Genomic DNA, 24,926 nt, shown 5'->3' with positions numbered 1-24,926 from the left:
CGGCGTCCGTCCACCGCCCGGAGGCCCGGATCGCGTCGACGTCGATGAAGTCGCGCACCTCGAGGCGGCCGTAGAGCGCGTCGAGCTTGGAGGCGACGGCGTCGTCCGCGGCCAGCACCGGTCCGATCGGGAGATCCGCCGGAGCCTGGCCGCGCCAGTCGTACCCGAAGTCCATCTCCAAACGGTCACCCTCCGCGGACGTCACCAGGAGCTGCGCGAACAGCTCGTCGTGCCGTCGGACGTCGACCCGGTAGCCGTGTCCGGAGAGGACGCCGACCGCGTCCTCGACTGCCGTACGGAACAACTCGCGGTCGTACCGATCAGTGAACAGGTCGATGTCGCGGGTCGACCGGTCGACCGGTCGACGAGACCGTGTTCGCGGATCGCGCCGGAGCCGGCGAGCACGAAGCCCTGTCCGCCGACCGTCCTCAGGACGAGCGCGGTGGCCTCCCGCTGGGCAGCGCGGAGGTCGGTCATGCCGTCAACTCCGGGAACCGCGCCTCCCACGCTGCGCGGACGCGGTTCGGCAGCAGGAGATCCGGCCATGTCCGGACGAGCAGCTCCCGATCGAGCAGGGCAGCCTGGGCTCTGGTGTCGCCTTCGCGGAGGACCGCTTGGTACGCCTTGGCGACGTCCGAGGTGGATGCCAGGTCGACCAGCGGTTCCGGGCCCCAGTAGACCTCCAGCGGGAGCACGAGCGGACCGGTTGCCGGACCGTGGAGGTCGTCGAGGGAGGCGACGACGTCGATCGGCTTGACGTCCTGGAACAGCACACGCGGGTTCATCGCGCCTCCCTCGGTCCGATCGTGCCAGAGCCGTCGGCAGGACGCCACCGCGCCGTCGGTAGGACGCCGCCGCCCGGATGTTCCCGCCTCAGCCGGCGTGCACGTGCGCCGCGAGCTCCGCCCGGGTCCGCGCCCCGAGCTTCCGGAGCAGGTTCGCCACGTGGTACTTCGCCGTGTTGACGGAGATGCCGAGGCCGTCCGCGATCTCACGGTTGCCGACCCCCGTCGCGACGAGCCGCAGGACCTCGGCCTCGCGGGGCGTCAGGTCGGCTTCGTCCGGGCTCGGCACCGATCCGGGGGGCGGGGTCGAGTGGGATCGTGATGTCGAGCACGGACCCCCCAGCCCGGCGTCGAGTCGACGTGCATCCGTCCGTCGAGGACCCCGACGCGCTCGGCGATCGGCCGCATCGCGTCGTCCTGCACGTCGTGCGTCCCGGCACCGTCGTCCCGTAACTGCATGAGCAGGTTGCGCCCGTCGCAGTCCCACTGGATGCGGACCCGGTTCGCGTTGCCCTCGTCGACGAGGGTGAGCACCGCGTTCCGGACGATCGCCCGGGCAGCGTGCGCGACGTCGCCGGGGAGCGCGCGGCCGGTCGCGGGCGGTTCGACGAACTGCACGTCGAGGTCACCGAACCGGACGAGCGGGCGGAGGTCGGCGCGCAGGCGCGAGAACGCCCCCGTCACCGGCTCGAGCAGGACCTCCCGCTGGCGATCGCTCGACGTCCGCAGGTCGACGAGGGCTGCGGACGCGACCTCGACCGCCTCCGCACGGGCCGCGGCGTCGCCGACGCGGGGGGGAGCGCAGGACCGCGAGCACCGACTCGAGGGTGAGCGAGTGCCGGTCGGTCAGGTCCGCGACGACGCGGGCGTGCTCCGCGGCCTCCGCGCGGCTGGCGTGGGCGACGGCACCACCGGCGGGTGCGGGGAGCGCCGGCCGGGAGGCCCGACCCGGCCCCGCGACGGGCGTCACCTGGTCGTCGGGGGGCGGTGCGCGCCTCCCGGCCGGTCTCCGGGTCCGTCTCGTCGTCCACGAGCCCGAACCTACCCGCCCTGCTCTGCGCGACGACCCGACCCACCCGTTCGGACGGGACGCCCGCCGTGTCGGGTAGCGGCGCACCACGCCCGTCAGGCGCAGGCTCGAGACATGTCCGATCAGACCCTCACCGCTGCGCTCGACCTCGTCAGCCACGAACTCGACGACCTCGTCGACGCGGTCGGGGAGAGCGACCCGGAGCCCGCTGCGCGCGCCCTCGACCTGCTCGACGGCGCCGAGCGTGTCTTCGTGCACGGTGCCGGACGGTCCGGGCTCGCGCTGCGCATGACCGCGATGCGCCTCATGCACCTCGGGCTCGACGTCCACGTCGTCGGCGAGGTGACGACCCCAGCGATCGAGTCGGGCGACGTCCTGCTCACCGCGAGCGGCTCGGGCACCACCGGCAGCATCGTGCAGGCCGCGCGGACCGCGGTGGACGTCGGCGCGCAGGTCGTCGCCGTGTCGACCACGGCCTCGTCGCCGCTCGCCGAGTTGGCCGAGGTCACCCTCGTCCTGCCGGCCGCGACGAAGACCGACCGCTCCGGCACCGCATCGGCGCAGTACGCGGGCAGCCTGTTCGAGCAGGGCGTCGTCCTGCTCGGCGACGCGCTGTTCCACGCGCTCTGGCAGCGCAGCGGACACTCCGCCGACGACCTCTGGCCGCGGCACGCCAACCTCGAATGACCCCCACGGAAGAAGGAAGCACCAGCATGCAGCTGCAGTTCGCCATCGACACCCTGTCCACCGAGACCGCGCTCGAGCTCGCCGCCCAGGCAGCCCCGCACGTCGACATCCTCGAGCTCGGCACCCCGCTCGTGAAGAGCGCCGGCGTCGCCGCGATCACCGCGATGAAGGAGGCGCACCCGGACAAGATCGTGTTCGCCGACCTCAAGACGATGGACGCCGGCGAGCTCGAGGCCGACATGGCGTTCCAGGCCGGGGCCGACCTCGTCACCGTGCTCGGCGTCGCCGGGGACAGCACGATCGTCGGTGCCGTCGCCGCGGCGGAGAAGCACGGCAAGGGCATCGTCGTCGACCTGATCGGTGTGCCTGACAAGGCCGCTCGTGCCCGCGAGGTGACCGCGCTCGGCGTCGAGTTCGTCGAGGTGCACGCCGGCCTCGACGAGCAGGCCGAGGAGGGCTTCACCTTCGACACGCTCCTCGACGAGGGCAAGGCCTCGGGTGTGCCGTTCTCGATCGCCGGTGGCGTGAAGGCGTCGTCCGTCGCGTCCGTCAAGGCCGCCGGCGCTCGCGTGGCCGTGGCCGGCAGCGCGATCTACAGCGCCTCGGACGTCGGCGCTGCCGCCGCCGAGATCCGCGCCGCGATCGACGCCGCGTAGTCCCCTCGCAACACGCCATGTGGGCGACACCGCACACCGGGATCCCGGTGCGCGGTGTCGCCCACGTCGCATTCCCCGAGACGCCGCTCCGCCTCGGAGACGCCGCTGGGCCGGCGAGACGGCGCGGTACCCGGCGGCGTCTCGAGGAGAACAGGGCGTCACGGGGACACGGGGGGCGTCTCGAGCTGACCGGGGCAGGCCGCTACGTGCGGAGCGCGTCCGACCGCGCCGCGCGGTGCTCCTCGTCGGTGATGACCCCGCGCCGGTGCAGGTCGTCGAGTTCCGCCAACCGCTGCTCGAGGGTCGTCATCGGAGCGAGCGCCCGGGACCGCATCGCGGAGTGCGCCAGGTCCTCCTCGATCGTGAACGGGTTCTGGCCGCGCTTCGCCATCCGGGTGCTGCGGTACGCGGTGATGCCGATCGACACGAGGATGCCGATCACGACCAGCACCCCGACCACGGTGATGAGCGTCGAGGCCGTGGAGAAGGTCCGCGAGAAGTCGTCGACCGGCGAGGAGCCGTCACCGGTGGAGAACGCCGGGTCGAAGCCGGACGCGATGCTGGTCATGGAGAGCCCCCCTCGTCGTGCCGAGAGTAGCGCCCGACAGGGACGACGAGCCGCACCCCGTCCGAGGGACCCCGGCGCGGCCCGGCTTCAGCGCCGGTTCAGGCCGCGCCGCCATGCTCGGACGATGCGCGTGCTGGTGGTCGACGACGAGGTGCGGCTCGCCGACGGCATCCGGAAGGGCCTGCAGGCCGAGGGGTTCGCCGTCGACGTCGCCCACGACGGGGTCGACGGGCTCTGGTACGCCCGCGAGAACCCGTACGACGCCATCGTCCTCGACCTCATGATGCCGGGCATGAGCGGCTGGAAGGTCTGCGAGACCCTCCGCGCCGAGCAGGACTGGACCCCGGTGCTCATGCTGACCGCGAAGGACGGCGAGTGGGACCAGGTCGACGCCCTCGACGCCGGCGCCGACGACTACGTGACGAAGCCGTTCTCGTTCCCGGTGCTCGTCGCACGCCTCCGTGCGCTCGTCCGGCGCGGATCCCGGGAACGTCCCACGGTCCTCCAGGCCGGCGACCTGCGGCTCGACCCGGCGGAGCGTCGTGTCTGGCGCGGCGAGACGTTGCTCGACCTGACGAGCCGGGAGTTCACCGTCCTCGAGTACCTCATGCGGCACCCCGGGCAGGTGCTGTCGAAGCGGGACGTCATCGCGAACGTCTGGGACGACGACTTCACGGGCGACCCGAACATCGTCGAGGTCTACGTCGGGCACCTCCGCCGCACGGTCGACCGGCCCTTCGGCCGGTCGGCGATCGAGACCGTCCGCGGGGCCGGGTACCGTCTCGCCGCCGACGGTGGCTGAGCGGTCGCGTCCCTCCCGTCGCCCTCGTTCCATCCGCGCGCGTGCGACGGGAGGCGCGGCCCTCGTCGTCCTCGTCGCCCTCGTCATCGGGGCGGTCGCGTTCGTCGGGGTCCTGCGGACCTCGCTGTCCGACGGCGTCCGGTCGTCGGCGGAGCAGACGCTCGACGGCCTCGCCACCCGGGTGGAGGCGGACGGAGCCGGTGCGGTGACGGCGGAGGACGACGACGTGCTCGCGCAGCTGCAGGGCGACGACGGCCGCGTGCTGGCGCGGGCGGAGGACAGCCCCGGCCGGCCGCTCGGCACCGCCGAGGAGTCCCGGTACCGGCACGACGGTGAACGGTGGCTGGTCGTCGCCGACGACGTCGACCTGCCGGACGGCACGGGCGGCGTCCTCGTCGTCGGCGCCCCGCTCGAGGACGCCGACGCCGCCGTGCAGACGGTGACCGTGCTGCTGGTCGTCGCCGTCCCGGTCGTCGTGGCGCTCATGTCGCTCGTGACCTGGATCGTCGTCGGCCGTGCGCTCCGTCCGGTCGACCGCATGCGCCGCGAGGTCGACGACGTCGAGGGGACGAACCTGCACGCCCGGGTCGACGAACCGGGCTCCGGGGACGAGGTCGACCGGCTCGCCGTGACCATGAACCGCATGCTCGGCCGGCTCGAGGCGTCCCAGCAGGCGCAGCGGCGGTTCGTCTCCGACGCCTCGCACGAACTCCGCTCCCCGCTCGCGACGATCCGCCAGCACGCCGAGGTCGCACGGGCGCACCCCCCACGTCACCGACACCGCTGACCTGGCCGACGTCGTGCTCGACGAGGGAGCCCGTCTGCAGGAGCTCGTCGAGTCGCTGCTCCTGCTCACCCGCCTGGACGAACGCGGACGTGACCGGGACCGTGCCGTCGACCTCGACGACCTCGTGTTCGCGGAGGCGTCACGGCCGCGGGCGACCGTGCACGTCGACGTGTCCGGGGTCGCACCGGCCCGGGTCCGCGGCGACGACCGGCTGCTCGGACGGGTCGTGCGGAACCTCGTGGACAACGCCGTCCGGCACGCGGACCGGGCGGTGACCGTCGCGCTCGGGAGCGTCGCGGGCGATGCGGTGCTCACCGTGGACGACGACGGGCGCGGGATCCCCGAGGGCGACCGGACGCGCGTGTTCGAGCGGTTCGTGCGGCTCGACGAGGGCCGGGCGCGGGACGCCGGGGGCTCCGGGCTGGGACTCGCGATCGTCGACGCCGTGGTCCGCGGGCACGGCGGGTCCGTCGCGGTGTCGGCCGCTCCCGAGGGGGGGAGCGCGGTTCACCGTGCGGCTGCCACTCCTGCGGGACTGAGTCGCGCCCGGTGCCCGGTCGCCAGATGGTGCGGCCGCCCCAGGCCGCTTCAGGTCTGCTTCAGTGCTCGCTCGGCAGGCTGACGCCATGCAGACCACGAAGAAGACCACCGCCCGCCGCATCGCCCTCGTCACCGCCCTCCCGCTCGTCGGAGCGCTGGCGCTCGCCGGGTGCGCCACCGACGACGACGACCGCGACGACGTCGCAGCCCCGGCGGCCTCCGCCCCGTCCGTCTCCGCCACCGAGGGCGCGACCGGCGACGACGACACGACCACCGACGCCGCCGCCGCGCCGGGGGGAGGACGCCCTCGTCGCCGCGGCGGCCACGGCGCGCGAGGCCGTCGGCTCCGGGACCGTGACCTCGGTCGAGCAGGAGGCCGGCGGGACCTCGTGGGAGGTCATCATCGTCACCTCCGACGGTGCCGAGCAGGAGGTCCACGTCGACGCCGACGGTGAGCGCACCACCGCCGGTCCGACCGAGGAGACCGCCGATGCGGACGACGTCGCGGAGAACGAGCGGTTCGTCGGCGCCGCGGACCTGTCGGTCGCGCAGGCGGCGTCGACCCTGACGAAGACCGTCCGCGGCACGGTCACCGAGCTCGGCCTCGACGACCACGCCGGCACGGTGGTCTGGGAGGGCGACGTCCTCGACGGCTCCGGCACGACGCACAGCATCCGCATCGACGCCGGCAGCGGGAAGGTCGTCACGAACACCGTCGACACCGACGACTGACGCCCCGGGCACCCGGCGGTTCCCGCGCTGATCCGGCCCGGCAGCGGCAGCACGGGTGCCCTCGGTACGGTCGGGCCATGAGCACCGCTCCCCGCTCCGACCGCCGAGGTCCGACCCGGAGGCGACGGCTCCTCCGGATCGTCTCGTGGGTCCTCGCCGTCCTGCTCGTGCTCGTGCTGGTGTTCCTCGTCTGGGCGCACATCGTCCTGCAGGGCACCCGGTCGGCCGCCCTCACGGTCTGGCGGGACGACCGCGTCTCCGTGCGGGACGCGGGCGACGCCGTCGTGATGACCCCGACGGGCATCGCGGACGGCGTCGGGATCGTCTTCGTGCCCGGTGCGAAGGTCGACCCCTACGCCTACATGGCGACGTTCCGGCAGGTGGTCGCGGACGGCACGACGGTCGTCATCACGAAGCCGACGCTCAACCTCGCGTTCTTCGACCGGCGCCCGCTCGCCCGGTTCGAGGCACATGCGCCCGACGTCCGGACGTGGGCGGTCGGCGGGCACTCACTCGGGGGGCGTGCGGGCGTGCCAGCTCGCGGAGGACCGGGACGTCGCCGGGCTCCTCCTGCTCGGCAGCTACTGCGCGGACGACCGCTCGGACAGCGACCTCGACGTGCTCAGCGTCTCCGGCTCGCGGGACGGCCTGTCGACGCCCGAGGACGTCGCTGCCGTCCGCGACCTGCTCCCGGCCAGCGCGACGATGACCGAGGTCGCCGGCGCGGACCACGCCGCCTTCGGGGCCTACGGCGCCCAGCCCGGCGACCTCCCCCGCGACGGTCTCCCGCCGCGAGTCCGGCCGTGCGATCACCGCCGCCGTCGAGAGCTGGGTCCGCGACCTCCGCTGACCGGCGGGTGCGCGACGTGACCACTGGACGGACCGCGGGGGGCACGGCCGACGCGGGGCGGGCCTCCCGGCGGTCGGCCGGGAGGCCCGTCCCGGCTCCGTCAGCGGGCGTCCGTGCCCGAGGCGGTCCGGTCGCGGCCGCGGGTCGCGCGGGCGATGAAGTACAGCACCACGCCGACGGCCAGCAGGATCGCCGCGTACAGCCAGACCTGCCCGCTCTGCTGCGTGAGCAGCAGGATGCAGGACGCGACGCCGAGCACGGGGACGAAGGTCCACACCCGGAAGTGCTCGTGCTCCACCTTGTCCTTGCGGAGCACGAGGACCGCGACGTTCGTGCTGATGAAGACGAAGAGCAGCAGGAGCACGACGGTCTCGGCGAGCGTGCCGACGTCCCCGACGAGGGTGAGCGCCATCGCGACCACGGTGGTGGCGATGATCGCGGTCCACGGCGTCTTCCGCTTCGGGAGCACCTTGCCGAGCAGGCTGGGCAGCAGACGCTGTTCGGCCATGCCGTAGGTGACGCGGCTCGCCATGATCATGGTGAGCAGGGCACCGTTCGCGACCGCCACCAGGGCGATGAGGCTGAAGACCACGTCCGGGATGCCGACGCCGGTCGCGGCGACGACCGCCAGGAGCGGGCCGCTCGAGTCGGACAGCTCCGACGCGGGCAACGCGATCGAGCTGGCGAGCGCGACGAGCACGTAGACGACGCCGGCGGTGGCGAGGGAGCCGAACAGCGCACGGGGGTAGACCTTGGCCGGCTCGCGGACCTCCTCGGCGACGTTGGCGGAGGTCTCGAAGCCGACGAACGAGTAGTAGGCGACGATCGCGGCGCTGAGGGTCGCGAGTGCCGGGTTCGCCTCCGCCGGGAAGGCCCCGACGCGGGAGACGTCACCGCCGCCACCGCCCATCATCAGGGCGACCGACACGATGACGATGACCAGGCCGGAGAGCTCGATGATCGTCATCACGACGTTGCTGCGGAGTGAGTCCGAGATGCCGCGGGCGTTCAGGCAGGCGACGAGGGCGAGGAACACGATCGCGGCGGGGACGGGCGGGACGTCGATGAACGTGCCGAGGTAGTCGCCGGCGAACGCGAGGGAGAGGCCGGCCGCGCTCGTCACACCGGCGGCGAGCATCGAGAACCCGACCAGGAACGACACCAGCGGCACCTTGTAGGCACGCTCGGCGAACACCGCGGCGCCACCGGCCTTCGGGTACTTCGTGACGAGCTCGGCGTACGAGCCCGCGGTGAGCAGGGCCAGGAGCAGTGCGAGCACGAGCGGGGCCCACAGCGCACCGCCGACGTCCTTCGAGAGCGTCCCCATGAGGGCGTAGATGCCCGCGCCGAGGACGTCGCCGAGGATGAACAGGAACAGCAGGGGACCGGTGATCGCCTGCTTCAGCTTCGAGCCGGTCCCGTCCTGCGGCCGTGCGGTGGTGTCGGATGTCATGAGCGCGAGCGTCTCTGCCCGGTGCTGGACGCGTCCCCAGGTCCGCGTCGTGCGGACTGGACGTACCCCTCAGCGTGGACCCACCGCTGGAGGACAGCGCCGCGTGCCGGTCCTAGAGTGGGACGCGCAGCACTCGTGTTCGACACCGCTCCCTGGAAGGTCTGCCCCATGACGTCGTCGGATCGGCGAACCCCTGCTCGCCTCGCGGACCAGCGGGCGCTCCTCTTCGACCTGGACGGTGTGCTCACGCCGACGGCCGAGGTGCACATGCGTGCCTGGAGCCGCCTCTTCACGCCGTACCTCGCCGCACACGGGGTCGCGCCGTACACGGAGCAGGACTACTTCGCGTTCATCGACGGCAAGCCGCGGTACGACGGGGTCCGCTCGCTCCTGCACGACCGCGGGATCGACCTGCCCGAGGGCACCCCGGCGGACGACCCCACCCTGGACACCGTCTGCGGGCTCGGCAACCGGAAGAACGCCGAGTTCACCGCGGAGCTCGAGGAGCACGGCGTGGCCGCGTACCCGGGGTCGGTGCGCTTCCTCACCGCAGCGATCGCCGCGGGATACGAGGTCGCCGTGGTGTCGAGTTCCGCGAACGCGAAGCACGTGCTCCGCACCGCGGGCATCATCGACCGCTTCGACGTGATCGTCGACGGCGCCGTCGCGCGCGCGGACGGGCTCGCCGGCAAGCCCGCCCCCCGACACGTACCTCGACGCGGCGACCCGCTTCGGGCTGACCGCGGCGGAGTGCGTCGTGGTCGAGGACGCGACGAGCGGTGTCGAAGCCGGCCGGAACGGTGCCTTCGGCCTGGTGGTCGGGGTGGACCGCGGTGCCGGGGTCGACGCCCTCCGCGAGCACGGCGCCGACGTCGTCGTGTCCGACCTCGCCGACCTGCTGCCCGACCTGCGCGGTGCGGGCACCGACGCGCCCGCTGCCGACCTGCCTCCCGTCGACCCCCCGGAAGACCGCATGAACCCCATCACCGAAGACCCCCCTCGACCGCGTCCGGTACCCGGTCGACGAGTGGGCCCTGATCGAGACCGAGTACGCCGACGAGCAGGGCGTCGACGAAACGAACTTCGCGGTCGGCAACGGGTACCTCGGCCTCCGCGGCAACTTCGACGAGGGCCGCGGCGGCGTCCAGTACGGCACGTACATCAACGGGTTCCACGAGACGTGGCCGATCCGGCACGCAGAGACCGCCTTCGGGTTCGCGAAGACCGGGCAGACGATCATCAACGTCCCCGACGCCAAGGTCATCCGCCTGTACGTCGACGACGAGCCGCTCGTCCTGTCCGAGGCGGACATCCTCCGCCACAGCCGCCGGCTCGACTTCCGCGGCGGCTACCTGCTGCGCGAGACCGAGTGGTCGACGCCGTCCGGCAAGCGGGTCCTCATCCGCTCCCGGCGCCTCGTGTCCTTCGTCGAGCGGCACCTCGCCGTCATCGACTACGAGGTCACGATGCTCGACCACGACGCGTCGGTGCTGCTGTCGAGCCAGGTACTCAACCGTCAGGACGTCGCCGACGAGTACCACGCCGGCATGAAGGCCGCCGCCGCCGCGTTCGACCCGCGCAAGGCCGAGTCGTTCACGGACCGGGTGCTCCAGCCGCGGCTGAAGCGGAACGCGGGCTCCCGCGCCCTGCTCGGCTACCAGGCGTCGAGCTCCGGCATGACGATCTGCGTCGGCGTCGAGCACCGGATCGAGACCGAGAACGCCTGGGACGAGACCTCGAGCATCGAGGACGACCTCGCCAAGCACGTCTACCGGGTGCAGGCGAAGGCCGGGCAGCCGATCCGTCTCGTCAAGAGCATCGTCTACCACACCTCCCGCGGCGTCCCGGCGCGTGAACTCGCGGACCGCTGCGACCGCACGCTCGACCGCGCGAAGTACGAGTCCGTCGAGCAGGTCTTCGGCGAGCAGCGGAAGTGGCTCGACGACTACTGGGCCCGCAGCGACGTCGAGGTCGCCGGCCAGCCGGAGATCCAGCAGGCCGTCCGCTGGAACCTGTTCCAGCTCGCGCAGGCGACGGCCCGCACCGACGGGCACGGCATCGCGGCGAAGGGCGTCACCGGCTCCGGCTACGGCGGCCACTACTTCTGGGACATGGAGATCTACGTCCTGCCGTTCCTGTCGTACACGGCGCCGATCGTCGCCCGGAACGCTCTCCGCTTCCGCTACAACATGCTCGACGCCGCCCGCTCCCGGGCCCGCGAGCTGAACCAGCGGGGCGCGCTGTTCCCATGGCGGACGATCAACGGCGAGGAGTCGAGCGCCTACTACGCGGCCGGCACCGCGCAGTACCACATCGACGCGGACATCGCACACGCCCTCATGCAGTACGTGCGGGCCTCCGGGGACACCGACTTCCTGAAGCGCGGTGCGATCGACATCCTCGTCGAGACCGCGCGGCTGTGGGAGGACCTCGGGTTCTGGCGCTCGAACGGCGACCAGAAGTTCCACATCGACGGCGTCACCGGCCCGGACGAGTACACGACGGTCGTCGACGACAACATGTACACGAACGTCATGGCGCGGGCGAACCTGTGGTCCGCGGTGAACGCCTGCCGGCAGCTCGCGGTCGACGACCCGGACGAGTACGCCCGCATGGTCCGTCGCACCGGCCTCGACGCCGAGGAGATCGTCAACTGGGAGCACGCCGCCGAGTCGATGGAGATCCCCTTCGACCCGCACCGCGGCATCCACCCGCAGGACGCCCAGTTCCTCGACAAGGAGCTGTGGGACCTCGAGCGCACGCCCGAGTCGAAGCGCCCGCTGCTCCTGCACTACCACCCGCTGGTGATCTACCGGTTCCAGGTACTCAAGCAGGCCGACGTCGTGCTCGCGCTGTTCCTGCAGGGCCACGAGTTCACGCCCGCCGAGAAGCGCCGTGACTTCGACTACTACGACGCGCTCACGACGGGCGACTCGACCCTGTCCGCCGTCGTGCAGTCGATCATGGCCGCCGAGGTCGGCTACCACGAGCTCGCCGACCAGTACTTCCAGACCGCGCTCTACGTCGACCTCGCCGACCTGCACGGCAACACCACCGACGGCGTGCACATCGCGTCCACCGGCGGCATCTGGGGCGCGCTCGTCAACGGCTTCGGCGGCATGCGGGACCACGGTGGACGGCTCACGTTCAACCCGCGGCTGCCGGCGGACTGGGAGCGCCTGACGTTCCGGATCACCGTGAACGGGTCACGGGTCCGTGTCGACCTGACACAGGAGGCGCTCACGTTCACGGTCGAGACCGGTGGCGGGTTCGACGCGTGGGTGCACAACGCCCCGATCGAGGTCCGTCCGGACGAGCCGACCGTCGTGCCGCTGCCGCACCAGGGGCCGCGGATGAGCGGACACGCGCCGACGACCAGCGACATCCAGGGCACGCTCCGTGCCGACGGATCGGTGATCACCGCCTCCATCCCGACGATCTCGCTGGAGCGCGACGAGGAGGACGACGTCAGCTCCTGACCGGTCGGGAGGCCTGTCCTCCGCCCGTCCCGCTGCCCGCTTCCGCCTGGACCACCGTCCAGCCCGGGGCGGGCAGCGTGGTCTCCCGTGCCCCTCCGGGCCGATGACGTCCCACCCCGGGCACGACCGTCGCGAGAGGAGCACATCATGGGCAAGCGGTTCGAGGGCAAGGTCGCGATCGTCACGGGCGCGGGGTCCGGCATCGGAGAGGCCACGGCGCGGGCGTTCGTCGCCGAGGGCGCCGGCGTCGTCCTGGTGGACAGCGTCGAGGAGAAGGTCCGCGACGTCGCCGACTCCCTGCCGACCGAGCAGGCGCTCTGGCTGCAGGCGGACGTCGCCGACCCGGACGCATGGCCGACCGTCGTGGACGCGGCGATCGACCGCTGGGGTCGCGTCGACGTGCTCGTCAACAACGCCGGCACGTTCACGTCGGGCGACATCACCGAGATCGCGCCCGAGGAGTGGCGCCGGGTCGTCGAGACGGACCTGTCGAGCGTGTTCTACGGCACGCGGGCGGCCCTCCCGGCCCTGCGGGACACGAAGGGGTCCGTCGTGAACACCTCGTCGGTGTCCGGGTTGGCGGCCGACTGGCGGATGAGCCCGTACAACGCGGCGAAGGGCGGCGTGACGAACTTCACGAAGGCCGCAGCGCTCGACAACGGCCAGCACGGCGTGCGGGTGAACGCGGTGGCGCCGGGACTCATCTGGACCGACCTGACGACGTCCCAGGCGGAGGACGAGGAGCTCAAGGCCGCGTTCGCCGAGCGGATCGCCCTCGGTCGCGGGGGCCGGTCGGAGGAGGTCGCGGCCGCGGTGCTGTTCCTGGCGAGCGACGACGCGTCGTTCATCACCGGCGCGGTCCTGCCCGTGGACGGCGGCACGACGGCGAGCAACGGGCAGCCGCCGCAAGCCTGACCTTGCGTCAGAGGAGCTTGCGGAGCGTGTTCGTGTTCCGGGTCGTCGTGGTGTGCTTGAAGCGGGCGGCCCCGGCGCGCTTCGCGAAGGGCGTCGAGGTGCTCGACCCCTTCGGGCACGACCAGTAGACGACGCCGTCACCGCGCGCGACCTGCTCGACGCCGTCGGCCGTGACGCCGTCGAGCAGGTCGTCGAGCGCGGCGTCCTCGGATCCGAAGACGACGTAGTCGTGCCGGTCCGCCGCAGACGGGAACGGGAAGCCCGCGACGATCCCGGACACGGCGGCGTGCGGGACGAGGACGATCCAGGCGTCGTACCCGAAGCGATCGCGGAGTGCCTGCTCCACCGTCGTCCGGAGTGCGTCCGCGTCGGGGGCGTCGTCCGCGGTGAAGAGGACGTTCCCCGACGCGAGGACCGTCCGGACGTCGGTGTGCCCGAGGCCGCGGACGAGCTCGGCCAGCTCGGCGCTGCGGATGGTGATCCCGTTCACGTTCACCCCGCGCAGGAGCGCCACCCACCTCGTCATGTGGTGACGGTAGCGCGGGCCGGACGGGGCGTCCACGATCACGTCCACGTCCGGGCGACGCTCCACCCGTCGGCGTCCGGGACGATGTCGACCACCAGGGTCTCGCCGTCCTCGGCCGTCGCCTGGAAGCGCCACCCGGCGGTGCGCTCGGGTGCGTGGGTGATCGCGGTGGGCAGGTCGGTCGGCGTCGTGGTCAGCCGGGTCGGGACGTCGGAGACGCGCCAGCGCCGGCCCAGCCACACCAGTCGGGCGGGTGCGCCGCCGGTCCACCACACGGTGGCAGCGGTGTCGACGATCATCATCAGGAGCCTCCTCGTTCGAACGTGTGTTCGAATGCTAGGTCGGCCCTCCGACAGCTGCAAGCGCCCCGGCGTGCCGCGTTCGTCCTCCGAGCACGCCCAGGACGACGCGAGGAGCGGTCGTGTAGACGAGCAGCATGACGAACGACGACGGGCAGGGTCCCGACTCCGCACACCAGGTCCCCGAGGGGGGTGTCCGAGGCGACCGTCGAGGCGCTCGGCAGCCTCTCCGCGGCGATCGAGGTCATCGAACACGCGCGCGGACTCCTCTACGGCTTCCACCGACTGACCGGCACCGCCGACCTGAACATCGGCGAGGCGGTCGAGCAGCTGCGGAAGGCCGGGCACACCGAGCTCGCCGAGCGGATCGACACCGAACTCGTCGGGCGGAACGTCATCGCCGGGCGGTGGACGTTCCAGATCATGGAGGACTACGACGACGGCTACTACGCCACCGCGAAGGAGCTCGAGCGGACCGCGCGTGAGCAGCTCGTCGGCGGCAGGCGCCACCTGTTCGAGGCGAGCATGAAGGAGGACCGGCGGACGCCGGGCCTGCCCCACCACGAGGCCACGCCGGCCGACCTGCCGGACTGATCCGCGCCTCCCGGCCGAGCGGCGTCAGCGGACATCGGCGCAGCGCGGACCGACAGCGCACAACAGGAACCAGCCCACACCACGGACGTCCGTGGTGTGGGCCGGTTCCTGTCGTGCCGGCCGATCGGCGCCGGTGCGGCGATCGGCGCCGCGGCCGGACCTCAGCCGACGCCGAGGAGCGACTCCAGCGGACCGCGTGCGAAGTAGAGCAGGAAGCCGGCGGCGACCACGTACAGCAGCCACGAGACCTGGCGGCCCTTGCCGGACAGCGCCTTGATGAGGACCCAGCTGATGAAGCCGGCACCGATGCCGTTCGCGATCGAGTAGGTCAGCGGCATGACGACGATCGTGAGGAACGCCGGCAGCGCCGACCCGAAGTCCGTCCAGTCGATGTCCGCGACCTGGGCGACCATGAGTGCACCGACGACGACGAGCCCGGCGGCGGCGACCTCGAGCGGGACGACCTGGGTCAGCGGCGTGAGGAACATCGACGCCAGGAACAGCAGGCCGGTGACGACCGACGCCATGCCGGTGCGGGCGCCCTCACCGATGCCGGACGCGGAGTCGATGAACACCGTGTTCGACGACACCGAGGCGCCACCGCCGGCGATCGCGCCGGCGCCCTCGACGACGAGTGCGGCACGGAGGCGCGGGAACGTCCCGTCCTGCTCCGCGACCCCCCGCGGCCTTCGCCAGGCCGGTCATCGTTCCCATGGCGTCGAAGAAGTTCGTGAAGACGAGCGTGAAGACGAGCATCGACGCTGCGAGCGGGCCGATCCGGGCGAAGGCGCCGAAGTCGAACTGGCCGACGAGGGACAGGTCGGGCAGGGCGAACAGTGCGCTCGGCAGCCCCGGGGCGTTGAGGTTCCAGCCGGTCTTCGACTCGACGGACGTCGGCACCTGGAACACGGCCTGCAGGATGATCGCGATGACGGTCGTCGCGACGATGCCGATGAGCAGCGCGCCCTTGACGCGGCGGGCCATCAGCGTGCCGATGATGACCAGACCGATGAGGAACACAATGGTCGGCAGTGCCCCGACGGACCCGTCCTCGCCGAGCTGCAGCGGCGGCGACGCGAGCCCCGACGAGCGCACGAACCCGGAGTCGACGAGCCCGATGAACGCGATGAACAGGCCGATGCCGACGGTGATCGCGGCCTTGAGCTGTGCGGGCACGGCCGTGAAGATCAGCGTCCGGATCCCGGTCAGGGCCAGGAGCACGATGATGACGCCGTTGATGACGACGAGGCCCATCGCCTCGGCCCACGTCACCTGCTGCACGACGCTGACGGCCAGGAACGAGTTGATCCCGAGACCGGCCGCGATGCCGAACGGCAGGTTCGCGATGACGCCCATCGCGATGGTCATCAGGCCCGCGACGAGGCCGGTGGCCGCGGCCACCTGAGCGTTCTCGAGCCATCCGCCGCTCACGTCCTTGGCGGCCTGGTCGGCGCTGAAGCCGCCCAGGATGAGCGGGTTGAGGATGACGATGTAGGCCATCGTCACGAAGGACACGACGCCACCACGGACCTCGCGCGGGATGGTCGATCCGCGCTTCGTGATGGAGAAGAAGCGGTCGAGACCGGATGCGACGCTGTTCCGGGGCGGGCTGGATGTCTGCGGGGCGCTCACCGGTGGAGTTTAGAGGACGGCCGCACCGATGGGCACGTCGCGACGGGATGGTAGTCCTGCCGGGAGGCCCGTTCCTGGAGAACGGGGTACGTCACCGCGTTCTCCGGTCAGGACCGCACCGCGTGACCGGTGTTGGATGAGCGGGTGACGCAGCGCATGGACCGTGCCCGTGTCGAGGCCGCCGTGCGCGAGTTGCTGGCGGGCATCGGCGAGGACCCCGACCGACCAGGACTCGAACGCACCCCGCAGCGGGTCGCGGACGCCTACACGGAGTTCTTCCACGGGCTCGACCTCGACGCGACGCAGATCGCCCGGGACGGCACGGTGCCCGCCGATGACGGGGAGCGCGGCGACCTGGTGGTCGTGCGGGACATCCGGTTCCGGTCGGTGTGCGAACACCACCTGCTGCCGTTCCTCGGGACCGCGCACCTGGCGTACGCGCCGGGGGGAGCGGCTCATCGGCCTCGGGACGCTCGCGCGGGTGGTGGAGGCCCTGGCCTCGCGTCCGCAGCTGCAGGAGCGCCTCGGCGAGCAGGTCGTCGCCGCCGTGCAGGACGGCCTCGAGGCGCGCGGCGTCCTCGTCGTCCTCGACGCCCAGCACCAGTGCGTGACGACCCGGGGCGAGCGGCAGACGGGCTCCACGACCGTGACGGTCGCGGCGAGCGGGATCCTGTCCGAGGCCGCCGGCCGTGCGGAGGCGATCGCGCTCATCGGTGCGGGGACCGGGAACGGGACGGCCGCTGCGGCCGACGCCGGCCACGGGACGGACGCCTGATGCGCCTCGGACCCGCGTCGGGCCTCCCGTCCGGACCCTCCGGCTGGGTCGTCCCCGAGCTGCGCGCCCCGGTCCGCACCATCGGCCGCCGCACGATCGACTTCGACTCCCGCATCGCCGTCATGGCGATCGTGAACCGCACCCCGGACTCCTTCCACGACCAGGGCCGCACCTTCGCGCTCGACCGTGCCGTCGCGGCCGCCGTCACCGCGGCCGAGCAGGGCGCCGACTGGGTCGACATCGGCGGCGTGAAGTTCGCGCCCGGACCCGAACTGTCCGCGGCGGACGAGATCGACCGCGTCGTGCCCGTCGTCGAGCAGGTCGCGCAGCAGTCCGACGTCACGATCAGCGTCGACACCTTCCGGCCGGAGGTCGCCGCCGCCGCCATCGCCGCCGGTGCCAGCGTCGTGAACGACACCACCGGGCTGGCGGACCCGCGGATGGCCGAGGTCGTCGCGGACTCGGACGCCACCGTCGTCATCACCCACTCGCTCGCCGCACCCCGGCAGGAGTACCCGAAGCCGCAGTACGCCGACGTCGCCGGTGAGGTCGCGGCGTTCCTCCGACTCCGGGTCGACCGGGCGCTCGCCGCGGGCATCCCCGAGGAGCGGATCGTCATCGACCCCGGGCACGACCTCAACAAGACCACCGTGCACACCCTCGAGCTGACCCGGCGCCTGCCGGAGGTGGTCGCGCTCGGCTACCCCGTCCTCGCGGCGGTGTCGAACAAGGACTTCGTCGGGGAGACCCTCGGCAGACCGCGCGGTGAGCGGCTGCCCGGGTCCCTCGCCGCCGCGACCATGAGCGCGCTGCTCGGCGCGCGGATCGTCCGGATGCACGACGTCCCCGAGGCCGTCGACGCGATGCGCATGGTCGAGGCCGTCCTCGGCTGGCGGGAACCCCTGGAAGCGAGGCACAACACGTGACCCACCTGCCCGGCTCCGTCGACGACCTGTCCGACGACGACCTGCTCGCCGTCTACACGGACGGCGCCGGGGGGCGCCGCGGACGGCGGCTGGCTGCGCGTCAACTTCGTCAGCTCGCTCGACGGCTCCGCCACGGCGGCGGGGAGGTCCGGCTCCCTCGGCGGCCCCGACGACCTCCGGGTGTTCGACCTGCTGCGGCGAGCGGCCGACGTCGTCCTGGTCGCCGCGGGCACCGTGCGCGACGAGGGCTACGGGCCGATGGTCCTGCACGACCCGGACGTGGCCTGGCGCCGGGCGCGCGGGACGGCAGACCACCCGGTGTTCGCGATCGTCACGGGGTCGCTCGGCCTCGACCCGGCGTCCCGCGTGTTCACCGAGGCGCCCGTCCGGCCGATCGTGCTCACGACCTCCGCAGCCGACCCCGAGCGCCGCCGGGCCCTCGAGGCCGTGGCCGACGTCGTGTCCTGCGGCGAGGACTCGGTCGACCCGGTGCTCGTCCGCGCTGCCCTCGTCGACCGCGGCCTCGCACGCATCCATTGCGAGGGCGGTCCGTCGTTCCTCGGGTCCCTCGTCGCGGCGGACCTGGTCGACGAGTTGTGCCTGTCGATCGACCCGTCGCTCGAGGGCGGGGCCGGCGGACGCATCGTCCACGGCTCGTCCCCGGAGCTGCGGCGGATGCGGTTGGCGCACGTGCTGCGCGGGGCGGGCGACGTGCTGCTCACGAGGTACGTCCGGGCGCGCTGACGGCAGCACGACCGCCACGGCCTCCCGGGGTCGGCCGGCGGTAGGGTCGGCACGTGATCGACGTCGTGGTGTCCGGGGTCCTGTTCGACATGGACGGGACGCTCGTCGACTCGACCGCGATCGTCGAGGGTGCCTGGGGACGGTTCGGCGCCGACCACGACCTGGACCCGCAGACGATCCTCGCCTTCTCGCACGGCCGTCAGACGATCGACACGATCCGGCGGTTCCTGCCCGACCTGTCCCCGGACGAGCAGCGCCGGGTCGCGCTCGAACTCGTGAACGACGAGGTCGAGAACACCGACGGCATCGTCGAGGTCCCCGGTGCCGGCGCCTTCGTCCGACGGCTGCAGGACGCCGGTGTGCCGGTGGCGCTCGTCACCAGCGCTCCGCGGGACCTCGCCGTGAACCGGATGCGGGCCGCGGACGTGCCCGTCCCGGACGCGTTCGTCTCCGCCGCGGACGTCGAGCACGGCAAGCCGCACCCGGACGGCTACCTCCGCGGGGCCGCCCTGCTCGGGCTCGCCGCCACGGACTGCCTCGCCTTCGAGGACGCGCCCGCCGGCCTGGAGGCTGCGGTCGCCTCCGGCGCGACGACGGTCGCCGTCGGGGTGCTCGCCGCCGACGTGGCCCCCCGACCTCCCGCGCATCACGGGGTACGACGGGATCTCGGTCACGCCGGAGGGCGACGGATTCCGGATCCGCGGCTGACGATCAGCGCGCCCTCCTGCCGGTCTGCTTCTGGGGGGAAGGACGGGCCCGGCCCGTACTTCACGGCTGGGCCACGCCGCTGCTCGCTCACCCGGGTCAGCACATCCCGATCGACGAGGTCGCGGAGGATGTCCCTCGCCGCGTAGACGTCGACGTCGAACATCCGTTGCACCGTGGCGTTGTTGACCGTCTCGTACTCGCGCACGTGGTCGGTGACCTTCTTCGCGCGGTCCGTGTCGGGCCGCGCTTGGTACGTGATCGCCGGACCGAGTGCAGCGATCGACGCTCCACGGAACCGGTACGTCGGATGACGCGCGTTCTTGGTGCCGGCAGTCGGCTCCAGGAACCCCGCCTCGTCGTTCGCGATCCGGGTGAGCAGGCTCTGAGCGGCATCGACCTGTCGCTGGACGACCTGCGCGAGTTTGGCCGCCGTGACGGTCCTGTTCGTCGTGAGGTAGGAGACGAGGAGCAGGACGTCTGTGTCGTTCTGGTCCTGCTCCGGAAGGTCCGCGACGAACTTCGTGATCCGTGTGTTCGGGGGGTCCGCCGAGGAGCTGCACGATCGTCTCCGGCTCGTCTCCCGTGCGCACGCTCACCAAGGGGACGGAACGCCCACTCCGGATCATCTCGCGGAACATCCGGTCCACACCCTGTCCCCACTTCTCGGCCAGCCCCAGCGACCGGAGTGCGTCCGCCAGAGCCGGGAAGCGCGCTTTCGGAGGGTGCGTGAGGATGTTCTCCGGCGAGATCCCGGGTACGAGGGGGGCCGGGCGACATGACGGTGAGCGCCTGGGGCGAGTGCTCCACCTGGATCGGCCGACGGTCGCGATGGTCTCCGTGCATCAGCGCATTCGTCACGGCTTCACGAACGGCCGCGAGCGGGTAGTCCTCGATCTGCACCTGCTGACCAGATCGCAGGTTGACCGGAGTCGTCCCGATCCGTGCTTCCAGGAGTGCGATCAGTTCGGCGTACGCGACCAGGAGCGGCCCGTTCCATCGACGTCCGAGGTCTGTCTCTCCTCCGGCCGAGATCCGGTGTTGGTACGACAGCACCTCGCGCCCGTCGTCGGGACCGCAGAGGAGCATCGCCCCTGCTCTGTTCAGGTCCCCTCTCTCGTGCAGCAGTCCCAAGGCTCCGACGAGATCCTGGAGAGGCGCATCCGAGATCGTCAGGAGCGACTCGTTCGCCGCTCGGCGGACGTAGAACCGGAGCGCATCGACGGCGTCGCGGTCGACGTCGGAGAGGGGGGCGCCCAGCACTCGCCGCGCTCCAGTCGCCGCCGCGACGGTCGTCATCGAGGCGACTCACTTGGGCAGTGCTCATCGGCTCGCACTGGTGTCCGACCCGCTTGGACGGCATCTTCAGCCGGGATGAGTAGACCTCCAGACCTTCGCGGACTTCGATGACCAGGAGTTGTACGCCCGCGAACTGGAGCGGTCGGACGCTCACGTCGAGCGAGGGCTTCGTCACGTCGTATATGCGTCGTCGGAGGTACTGAGGATCGAGTGCGGTGCCGAGGAACGCGTCTCGGCCGGTTCCCCTGTCGGCCACGCCGAGGACGATAGTGCCGCCGTTTGCGTTGGCGAAGCACGCAGCAGCGTCAGCCATGTCGTTCGCCGTGTCCTGCTGCGACTTCTGCTCTCGCTTGAAGTCAACGGACTCGGACTCGAGGTCGTTCGCCTCGGCCCGTCCGGCGAGGATCTGCTCGAGGAGGCCGTCGAGATCGTCCATGAGTTTGCTTCCCATTTGGGGTCGGTGAGAATTTCTGCCTTCCCCCAAACTACCCGCAAAGGCGGCGGACTTCCACGAGTCACCACTGCACGGCTCCGTTGCTCCGGTCCGCTCCGCGCACCCCTCGCTGGGCGTCGGTTGCGCACTGCGAGCGCGTCCAGCGCGGGGCGACGACCGTGGTGTGCGCGGTCCCGGAGACCCCGGTCCGCGGAAGGAGTGACCATGGCAGCCCTCGACGGCAAGAAGATCCTCGTCATCGCGACGAACTACGGCGTGGAGCAGGACGAGATCGTCGTCCCCACCGACCAGCTCCGTGAGCGTGGAGCCACCGTGACCGTGGCCGCGAAGGAGTCCGGCTCGATCGAGACCCTCGTCGGCGACAAGGACCCGGGCAAGAGCGTCGACACCGACACCACCTACGACGGCGTCTCCGCCGGCGACTACGATGCGCTCGTCGTCCCGGGCGGCACCATCAACGCCGACACCATCCGCCAGGACAGCACCGCGGTCGGGCTCGTGAAGGCCTTCGTCGACGCGGGCAAGCCGGTCGCGGCGATCTGCCACGGCCCGTGGACCCTGGTCGAGGCCGGAGTCCTGCCGGGTCGCACGATCACGTCGTTCCCGTCGCTGCAGACCGACGTGCGCAACGCCGGCGGCGAGTGGGTCGATCAGGAGGTCCAGGTCGACACGACGAACGGCACCGTGATCACCTCGCGCACGCCGGACGACCTGCCGGCCTTCGTCGACGCGATCGAGTCAGCGCTCGTCTGACCCCTCCCGGGGCGCGACGTGGGCGGTCTCCGGCAGCGGTGTTCCGCTGCTCGGTGCCGTCCACGTTGCATGTCGCGGCCGCCTCGTCGCGGTCAGGGGTCCGGGACGGGGTGGGCCGTGCGGAGCACCGCCGTGCCGAGGGAGAGCACGCCGTCGGACTCCGGGTCACACCGCACCCCGCCGTGTCCCCGCATCGCGCGGAACGCCCCCCGGTGCCACCTGCGTGTCCATCCACGCGCACGGGTTCGCCGGCCGGTACCCGCGGAAGCGCACGGGCCCGTCGCCGGTGTCGAGCGAGAACGGCTCGCCGTGCAGGGCCTCGACGTCGACGCCCCGCAGGAACACGTTCCGCCGGGTCGCCGACGGGTCGATCGACGTGCCGAGCTCGCGGCCGACCTGCTCGAGTCCCTCGACGCCGATCACCGTCACGGTCGCGTGCACGTGCGCCCGGGCCGCGAAGTAGCGGTCGCCGACGATGCCCAGTCCGGCCCGCAGGTCGATCCGTTCCCGGAGTTCCCGTTCCCCCCGGCTGCGGAGGAGCGGAACCGTCGGCCGGACGTCCCTCGTAGCGGTGCCGCCGGGAGGCGAGGAGCATCACGACCTCGACCTCGCGGGCATGCGGCAGCGCGTCGGACGCGACCGTGTCGGAACCGGGACCCATGCGCACGACGGTAGTCGTGCCTCCCGGCCGGCCGTCGCCCCGTCACCCCGGCCCCCGCCCGCTGCGATGTCCGATCTCCGCCAGTCCGCTGTCGTCGGCCCGTGTCAGGCTGACCGCATGACGACGACCGGAGCCGGAGCGCTGCACGACGAGCGGTACCGCATCGCGGCCTCGCGGGACGCCCGGTTCGACGGGCAGTTCGTCACCGCCGTGCACTCCACCGGCATCTACTGCCGACCCAGCTGTCCGGCCAGGACCCCGCGGTCGACCGGCGTGACCTTCTACCGGACGAGCGCCGCCGCGCACCTCGCCGGGTTCCGCGCCTGCCGCCGGTGCCTGCCGGAGGCGACCCCGGGCAGCCCCGAGTGGGACCTGCGCGAGGACGTCGCGGGTCGCGCGATGCGCCTCGTGGTCGACGGCGTCGTGGACCGGGAGGGCGTGCCCGGCCTCGCCCGCCGGGTCGGGTACTCCGAGCGGCAACTGAACCGCATCATGACCGAGGAGCTCGGCGCCGGCCCGAAGGCCTTGAGCCGCGCACACCGGGCGCAGACCGCCCGGACGCTGCTCACCGGGTCCGACCTGCCCGTCGCGGACGTCGCGTTCGCCGCCGGGTTCACGAGCATCCGCCAGTTCAACGACACCGTGCGCGAGGTCTTCGCGCTCACGCCGACCGAGCTCCGTGCCCACCGGCGCTCGGCGCCCGGGTCCGACGGGGCACTGCGGGTGCACCTGCCGGCCCGGCCGCCCTTCGACGTGCAGGGCCTGCTCGAGTGGCATGCACTGCACGCGCTCCCCGGCATGGAGCAGGTCGGGACCGGGGCGGACGGTCGGGTCACGTCCTACGGTCGGGTGCTGGACCTGCCGGGAGGCCCGGCCTGGTTCCGCGCGTCCGCCGCGGCCGAGGACGGGGTCGGGTCGCGGTCCGGCCGTCGTCGTGGGACGGCACCGCGAGGCAGGGGTCGCGTCGGCCTCGACCTGCTCGTGCGCCTGACCGACCTGTCCGACCTGCCGACGCTCGTCGCCCGGGTGCGGGCGCTCTTCGACCTGGACGCGGACCCGGTGGCGGTGGACGACGCGCTCGCCGCGGTGCCCGCACTCGCACCGGTGGTCGACCGCGTCCCCGGCATGCGGTTGCCCGGGGCGGTGGACCCGCACGAGGTCGTGTTCCGCACCCTCATCGGGCAGCAGGTGTCCGTCGCGGCGGCGCGGACCGCACAGACCCGGCTCGTCGCCGCGCTCGGGACGCCGGTGCCGGAGGCGCTCGTGCCGGAGGCGCTCGTGCCGGGTGCGGCCGTCGCGCGGACGTTCCCGCGCGCCGCAGTGGTCGCCGAGCGTGGTCGTGAGGTCCTCCGTGGCCCCGCTGCCCGCGTCGACACGATCATGCGCGTCGCGGCGGCGCTCGCCGACGGGTCGCTCGTGGTCGACGGCGGCCAGTCCCTCGACGACCTGCGATCGGGGTTGCTCGCCGTGAAGGGGATCGGGCCGTGGACCGCCGACTACGTCGCACTGCGGGTGCGGCACCACCCCGATCTGTTCCTCCACAGTGACCTCGCCGTCCGGAACGGTGCACAGGAACTCGGGCTGCCCGGGACGGCGCGTGAGCTCTCCCTATGGTCGGAACGGGTGGCCCCCCTGGCGGAGCTACCTGACGATGCACTGCTGGCGGCCGATCGTCGATCGCGCGATGGACCGGACCGCTGCGACCTCCACGACCTCCGGGAAGGACCCCCCGATGACCGACGCTGTCTGCACCACCCTGACCACCCCCGACGGACCCTTCACCGTGCTCGAGGACGACCGCGGTCGGGTCCTCGCCTCGGGGTGGACCGCCGACGTCGTGCGGGTCCTCGCCCGGATCGCCGAGCGACACCGGCCTCAGCGGGTCCTCGAGGGACGGGTCGCCGCGGCCGATGCCGTCGACGCCTACTACGCGGGGGGAGACCGACCACGCCATGCAGGTGCCCGTCCACCAGGTCGGGACCGACCTGTTCACGGAGGGGTGGCGGCGGCTGCGGGACATCCCGGCCGGGTCGACCCTGACGTACACCGCGTTCGCGAGCGCGATGGGTCGACCGGATGCCGTCCGGGCAGCGGCGAGCGTCTGCGCCCGGAACGCCCCGGCGCTGTTCGTCCCGTGTCACCGGGTCCTGCGCTCGGACGGCTCCCTCGGCGGCTTCGCCTGGGGACTCGACGTCAAGCGCGCCCTGCTCGAACGTGAGTCCGTGGGCGTCGACGCGCTGGTCTGACCCGCGTCTGACGGCACCGGTGTCCACA

The 24,926-nt window shown here is 72.4% G+C and carries 25 protein-coding genes and 8 pseudogenes; 20 read left to right on the top strand and 13 right to left on the bottom strand.

Annotated elements, in window-relative coordinates; genetic code table 11:
* Positions 1-7: 7 nt before the first annotated feature.
* From DEJ15_RS17305 to DEJ15_RS01155, 5 genes and pseudogenes are all read right to left on the bottom strand, one after another.
* Positions 8-304: pseudogene (locus DEJ15_RS17305) on the bottom strand (nucleotidyl transferase AbiEii/AbiGii toxin family protein); the annotation flags it as partial.
* Positions 202-477 (bottom strand): hypothetical protein, encoded by a 276-nt coding sequence (locus DEJ15_RS01170; RefSeq protein ID WP_284175434.1) that lies wholly within the window; start codon positions 475-477, stop codon positions 202-204. The gene DEJ15_RS01170 and the pseudogene DEJ15_RS17305, both read right to left, overlap by 103 nt.
* Positions 474-785 (bottom strand): transcriptional regulator, encoded by a 312-nt coding sequence (locus DEJ15_RS01165; RefSeq protein WP_110824315.1) that lies wholly within the window; start codon positions 783-785, stop codon positions 474-476. Before DEJ15_RS01165 ends, DEJ15_RS01170 begins: the two co-directional genes overlap by 4 nt.
* An 88-nt stretch (positions 786-873) precedes the next feature.
* Positions 874-1,074, bottom strand: coding sequence for a helix-turn-helix domain-containing protein (locus tag DEJ15_RS01160; RefSeq protein WP_284175432.1), 201 nt, complete (start codon positions 1,072-1,074; stop codon positions 874-876).
* Entirely contained in the window at positions 1,047-1,469 is a 423-nt protein-coding gene (locus tag DEJ15_RS01155; protein WP_284175431.1) for a sensor histidine kinase, read from the bottom strand. The genes DEJ15_RS01160 and DEJ15_RS01155 overlap by 28 nt, the downstream gene beginning before the upstream one ends.
* A 460-nt stretch (positions 1,470-1,929) precedes the next feature.
* Between DEJ15_RS01155 and hxlB the strand changes: the two genes are divergently transcribed.
* On the top strand, positions 1,930-2,502 hold the full coding sequence (gene hxlB, locus DEJ15_RS01150; RefSeq protein ID WP_110824314.1) for a 6-phospho-3-hexuloisomerase: 573 nt from the start codon (positions 1,930-1,932) through the stop codon (positions 2,500-2,502).
* Positions 2,503-2,528: 26 nt separating this feature from the next.
* The gene (gene hxlA, locus DEJ15_RS01145) at positions 2,529-3,158 is read left to right on the top strand and encodes a 3-hexulose-6-phosphate synthase (protein WP_110824313.1); all 630 of its coding nucleotides are present in this window, start codon (positions 2,529-2,531) and stop codon (positions 3,156-3,158) included.
* 202 nt (positions 3,159-3,360) lie between these two features.
* On the opposite strand, the gene DEJ15_RS01140 is transcribed toward hxlA, so the two are convergent.
* Positions 3,361-3,726, bottom strand: coding sequence for an SHOCT domain-containing protein (locus DEJ15_RS01140; protein WP_110824312.1), 366 nt, complete (start codon positions 3,724-3,726; stop codon positions 3,361-3,363).
* Positions 3,727-3,850: 124 nt separating this feature from the next.
* On the opposite strand from DEJ15_RS01140, the gene DEJ15_RS01135 reads away from it, so the two are divergent.
* From DEJ15_RS01135 to DEJ15_RS01105, 7 genes and pseudogenes are all read left to right on the top strand, one after another.
* Positions 3,851-4,528, top strand: a complete 678-nt coding sequence (locus tag DEJ15_RS01135; RefSeq protein ID WP_110824311.1) for a response regulator transcription factor — start codon at positions 3,851-3,853, stop codon at positions 4,526-4,528.
* Entirely contained in the window at positions 4,521-5,315 is a 795-nt protein-coding gene (locus tag DEJ15_RS01130) for a HAMP domain-containing protein (protein ID WP_284175429.1), read from the top strand. The genes DEJ15_RS01135 and DEJ15_RS01130 overlap by 8 nt, the downstream gene beginning before the upstream one ends.
* Before the next feature lie 13 nt (positions 5,316-5,328).
* Positions 5,329-5,937 (top strand): sensor histidine kinase, encoded by a 609-nt coding sequence (locus DEJ15_RS01125; RefSeq protein WP_284175427.1) that lies wholly within the window; start codon positions 5,329-5,331, stop codon positions 5,935-5,937.
* A 4-nt stretch (positions 5,938-5,941) separates the two neighbouring features.
* Positions 5,942-6,310, top strand: coding sequence for a hypothetical protein (locus DEJ15_RS01120; protein WP_284175426.1), 369 nt, complete (start codon positions 5,942-5,944; stop codon positions 6,308-6,310).
* Positions 6,210-6,587 (top strand): PepSY domain-containing protein, encoded by a 378-nt coding sequence (locus DEJ15_RS01115; RefSeq protein ID WP_284175425.1) that lies wholly within the window; start codon positions 6,210-6,212, stop codon positions 6,585-6,587. The genes DEJ15_RS01120 and DEJ15_RS01115 overlap by 101 nt, the downstream gene beginning before the upstream one ends.
* 77 nt (positions 6,588-6,664) lie before the next feature.
* A pseudogene (locus DEJ15_RS17300) lies at positions 6,665-7,048 on the top strand (alpha/beta hydrolase); the annotation flags it as partial.
* 61 nt (positions 7,049-7,109) lie between these two features.
* Positions 7,110-7,457 (top strand): alpha/beta hydrolase, encoded by a 348-nt coding sequence (locus DEJ15_RS01105; RefSeq protein ID WP_284175424.1) that lies wholly within the window; start codon positions 7,110-7,112, stop codon positions 7,455-7,457.
* An 80-nt stretch (positions 7,458-7,537) separates the two neighbouring features.
* Here DEJ15_RS01105 and DEJ15_RS01100 read toward each other — a convergent pair whose 3' ends face one another.
* A complete protein-coding gene (locus DEJ15_RS01100; RefSeq protein WP_110824308.1) occupies positions 7,538-8,890 on the bottom strand; it encodes an APC family permease in 1,353 nt (450 codons plus the stop codon).
* Between the two features lie 168 nt (positions 8,891-9,058).
* On the opposite strand from DEJ15_RS01100, the pseudogene DEJ15_RS01095 reads away from it, so the two are divergent.
* The 3 genes and pseudogenes from DEJ15_RS01095 to budC all read left to right on the top strand — a co-directional run.
* Positions 9,059-9,791 (top strand): annotated as a pseudogene (locus DEJ15_RS01095) (HAD family hydrolase); the annotation flags it as partial.
* Between the two features lie 133 nt (positions 9,792-9,924).
* The gene (locus DEJ15_RS01090) at positions 9,925-12,369 is read left to right on the top strand and encodes a glycoside hydrolase family 65 protein (RefSeq protein WP_284176262.1); all 2,445 of its coding nucleotides are present in this window, start codon (positions 9,925-9,927) and stop codon (positions 12,367-12,369) included.
* A gap of 147 nt (positions 12,370-12,516) precedes the next feature.
* Positions 12,517-13,284, top strand: coding sequence for a meso-2,3-butanediol dehydrogenase (gene budC, locus DEJ15_RS01085; RefSeq protein WP_110824306.1), 768 nt, complete (start codon positions 12,517-12,519; stop codon positions 13,282-13,284).
* A 7-nt stretch (positions 13,285-13,291) separates the two neighbouring features.
* Here the strand turns inward: budC and DEJ15_RS01080 are convergent, their stop codons facing one another.
* Together DEJ15_RS01080 and DEJ15_RS01075 are read right to left on the bottom strand one after the other, a co-directional pair.
* On the bottom strand, positions 13,292-13,810 hold the full coding sequence (locus DEJ15_RS01080; protein ID WP_110824450.1) for a DUF1697 domain-containing protein: 519 nt from the start codon (positions 13,808-13,810) through the stop codon (positions 13,292-13,294).
* A 38-nt stretch (positions 13,811-13,848) separates the two neighbouring features.
* Complete coding sequence (locus DEJ15_RS01075; RefSeq protein ID WP_110824305.1) at positions 13,849-14,112, bottom strand: hypothetical protein; 264 nt, start codon at positions 14,110-14,112, stop codon at positions 13,849-13,851.
* Positions 14,113-14,301: 189 nt separating this feature from the next.
* Here DEJ15_RS01075 and DEJ15_RS01070 point away from each other — a divergent pair, with 189 nt between their 5' ends.
* Positions 14,302-14,703 (top strand): hypothetical protein, encoded by a 402-nt coding sequence (locus tag DEJ15_RS01070; RefSeq protein WP_284175421.1) that lies wholly within the window; start codon positions 14,302-14,304, stop codon positions 14,701-14,703.
* A 161-nt stretch (positions 14,704-14,864) separates the two neighbouring features.
* Here DEJ15_RS01070 and DEJ15_RS01065 read toward each other — a convergent pair.
* Positions 14,865-16,335: pseudogene (locus DEJ15_RS01065) on the bottom strand (NCS2 family permease).
* 156 nt (positions 16,336-16,491) lie between these two features.
* Between DEJ15_RS01065 and folE the strand changes: the two are divergent.
* The 4 genes and pseudogenes from folE to DEJ15_RS01045 all read left to right on the top strand — a co-directional run bounded on the left by folE (position 16,492) and on the right by DEJ15_RS01045 (position 19,634).
* Positions 16,492-17,110 (top strand): annotated as a pseudogene (folE, locus tag DEJ15_RS19245) (GTP cyclohydrolase I FolE).
* Positions 17,110-18,036: a dihydropteroate synthase gene (folP, locus tag DEJ15_RS01055; protein WP_110824302.1), complete on the top strand. Its 927-nt coding sequence runs from the start codon at positions 17,110-17,112 to the stop codon at positions 18,034-18,036. The pseudogene folE and the gene folP overlap by 1 nt, the downstream one beginning before the upstream one ends.
* A gap of 93 nt (positions 18,037-18,129) precedes the next feature.
* Entirely contained in the window at positions 18,130-18,780 is a 651-nt protein-coding gene (locus DEJ15_RS01050; RefSeq protein ID WP_284176261.1) for a pyrimidine reductase family protein, read from the top strand.
* Positions 18,781-18,833: 53 nt separating this feature from the next.
* Positions 18,834-19,634: an HAD-IA family hydrolase gene (locus DEJ15_RS01045; RefSeq protein ID WP_284175420.1), complete on the top strand. Its 801-nt coding sequence runs from the start codon at positions 18,834-18,836 to the stop codon at positions 19,632-19,634.
* A gap of 456 nt (positions 19,635-20,090) precedes the next feature.
* Here DEJ15_RS01045 and DEJ15_RS17285 read toward each other — a convergent pair.
* Both DEJ15_RS17285 and DEJ15_RS17280 read right to left on the bottom strand, forming a co-directional pair.
* A pseudogene (locus tag DEJ15_RS17285) lies at positions 20,091-20,318 on the bottom strand (ATP-binding protein); the annotation flags it as partial.
* A gap of 32 nt (positions 20,319-20,350) precedes the next feature.
* Positions 20,351-21,220, bottom strand: coding sequence for an ATP-binding protein (locus DEJ15_RS17280; protein ID WP_349814774.1), 870 nt, complete (start codon positions 21,218-21,220; stop codon positions 20,351-20,353).
* A gap of 222 nt (positions 21,221-21,442) precedes the next feature.
* On the opposite strand from DEJ15_RS17280, the gene DEJ15_RS01040 reads away from it, so the two are divergent.
* Positions 21,443-21,991: a type 1 glutamine amidotransferase domain-containing protein gene (locus DEJ15_RS01040; protein WP_110824298.1), complete on the top strand. Its 549-nt coding sequence runs from the start codon at positions 21,443-21,445 to the stop codon at positions 21,989-21,991.
* A 165-nt stretch (positions 21,992-22,156) separates the two neighbouring features.
* Here the strand turns inward: DEJ15_RS01040 and DEJ15_RS01035 are convergent, their stop codons facing one another.
* Entirely contained in the window at positions 22,157-22,420 is a 264-nt protein-coding gene (locus DEJ15_RS01035) for a hypothetical protein (protein ID WP_284175418.1), read from the bottom strand.
* A gap of 349 nt (positions 22,421-22,769) precedes the next feature.
* Here DEJ15_RS01035 and DEJ15_RS01030 point away from each other — a divergent pair.
* Together DEJ15_RS01030 and DEJ15_RS01025 are read left to right on the top strand one after the other, a co-directional pair.
* Positions 22,770-24,381, top strand: a pseudogene (locus tag DEJ15_RS01030) (DNA-3-methyladenine glycosylase 2 family protein); the annotation flags it as partial.
* Positions 24,382-24,384: 3 nt separating this feature from the next.
* Positions 24,385-24,898, top strand: a pseudogene (locus DEJ15_RS01025) (methylated-DNA--[protein]-cysteine S-methyltransferase).
* The last annotated feature ends 28 nt before the right edge of the window (positions 24,899-24,926 follow it).

Source organism: Curtobacterium sp. MCJR17_043, from assembly GCF_003224315.2.
GTDB lineage: Bacteria > Actinomycetota > Actinomycetes > Actinomycetales > Microbacteriaceae > Curtobacterium.
This window is presented reverse-complemented; position numbering and strand designations above follow the sequence as displayed.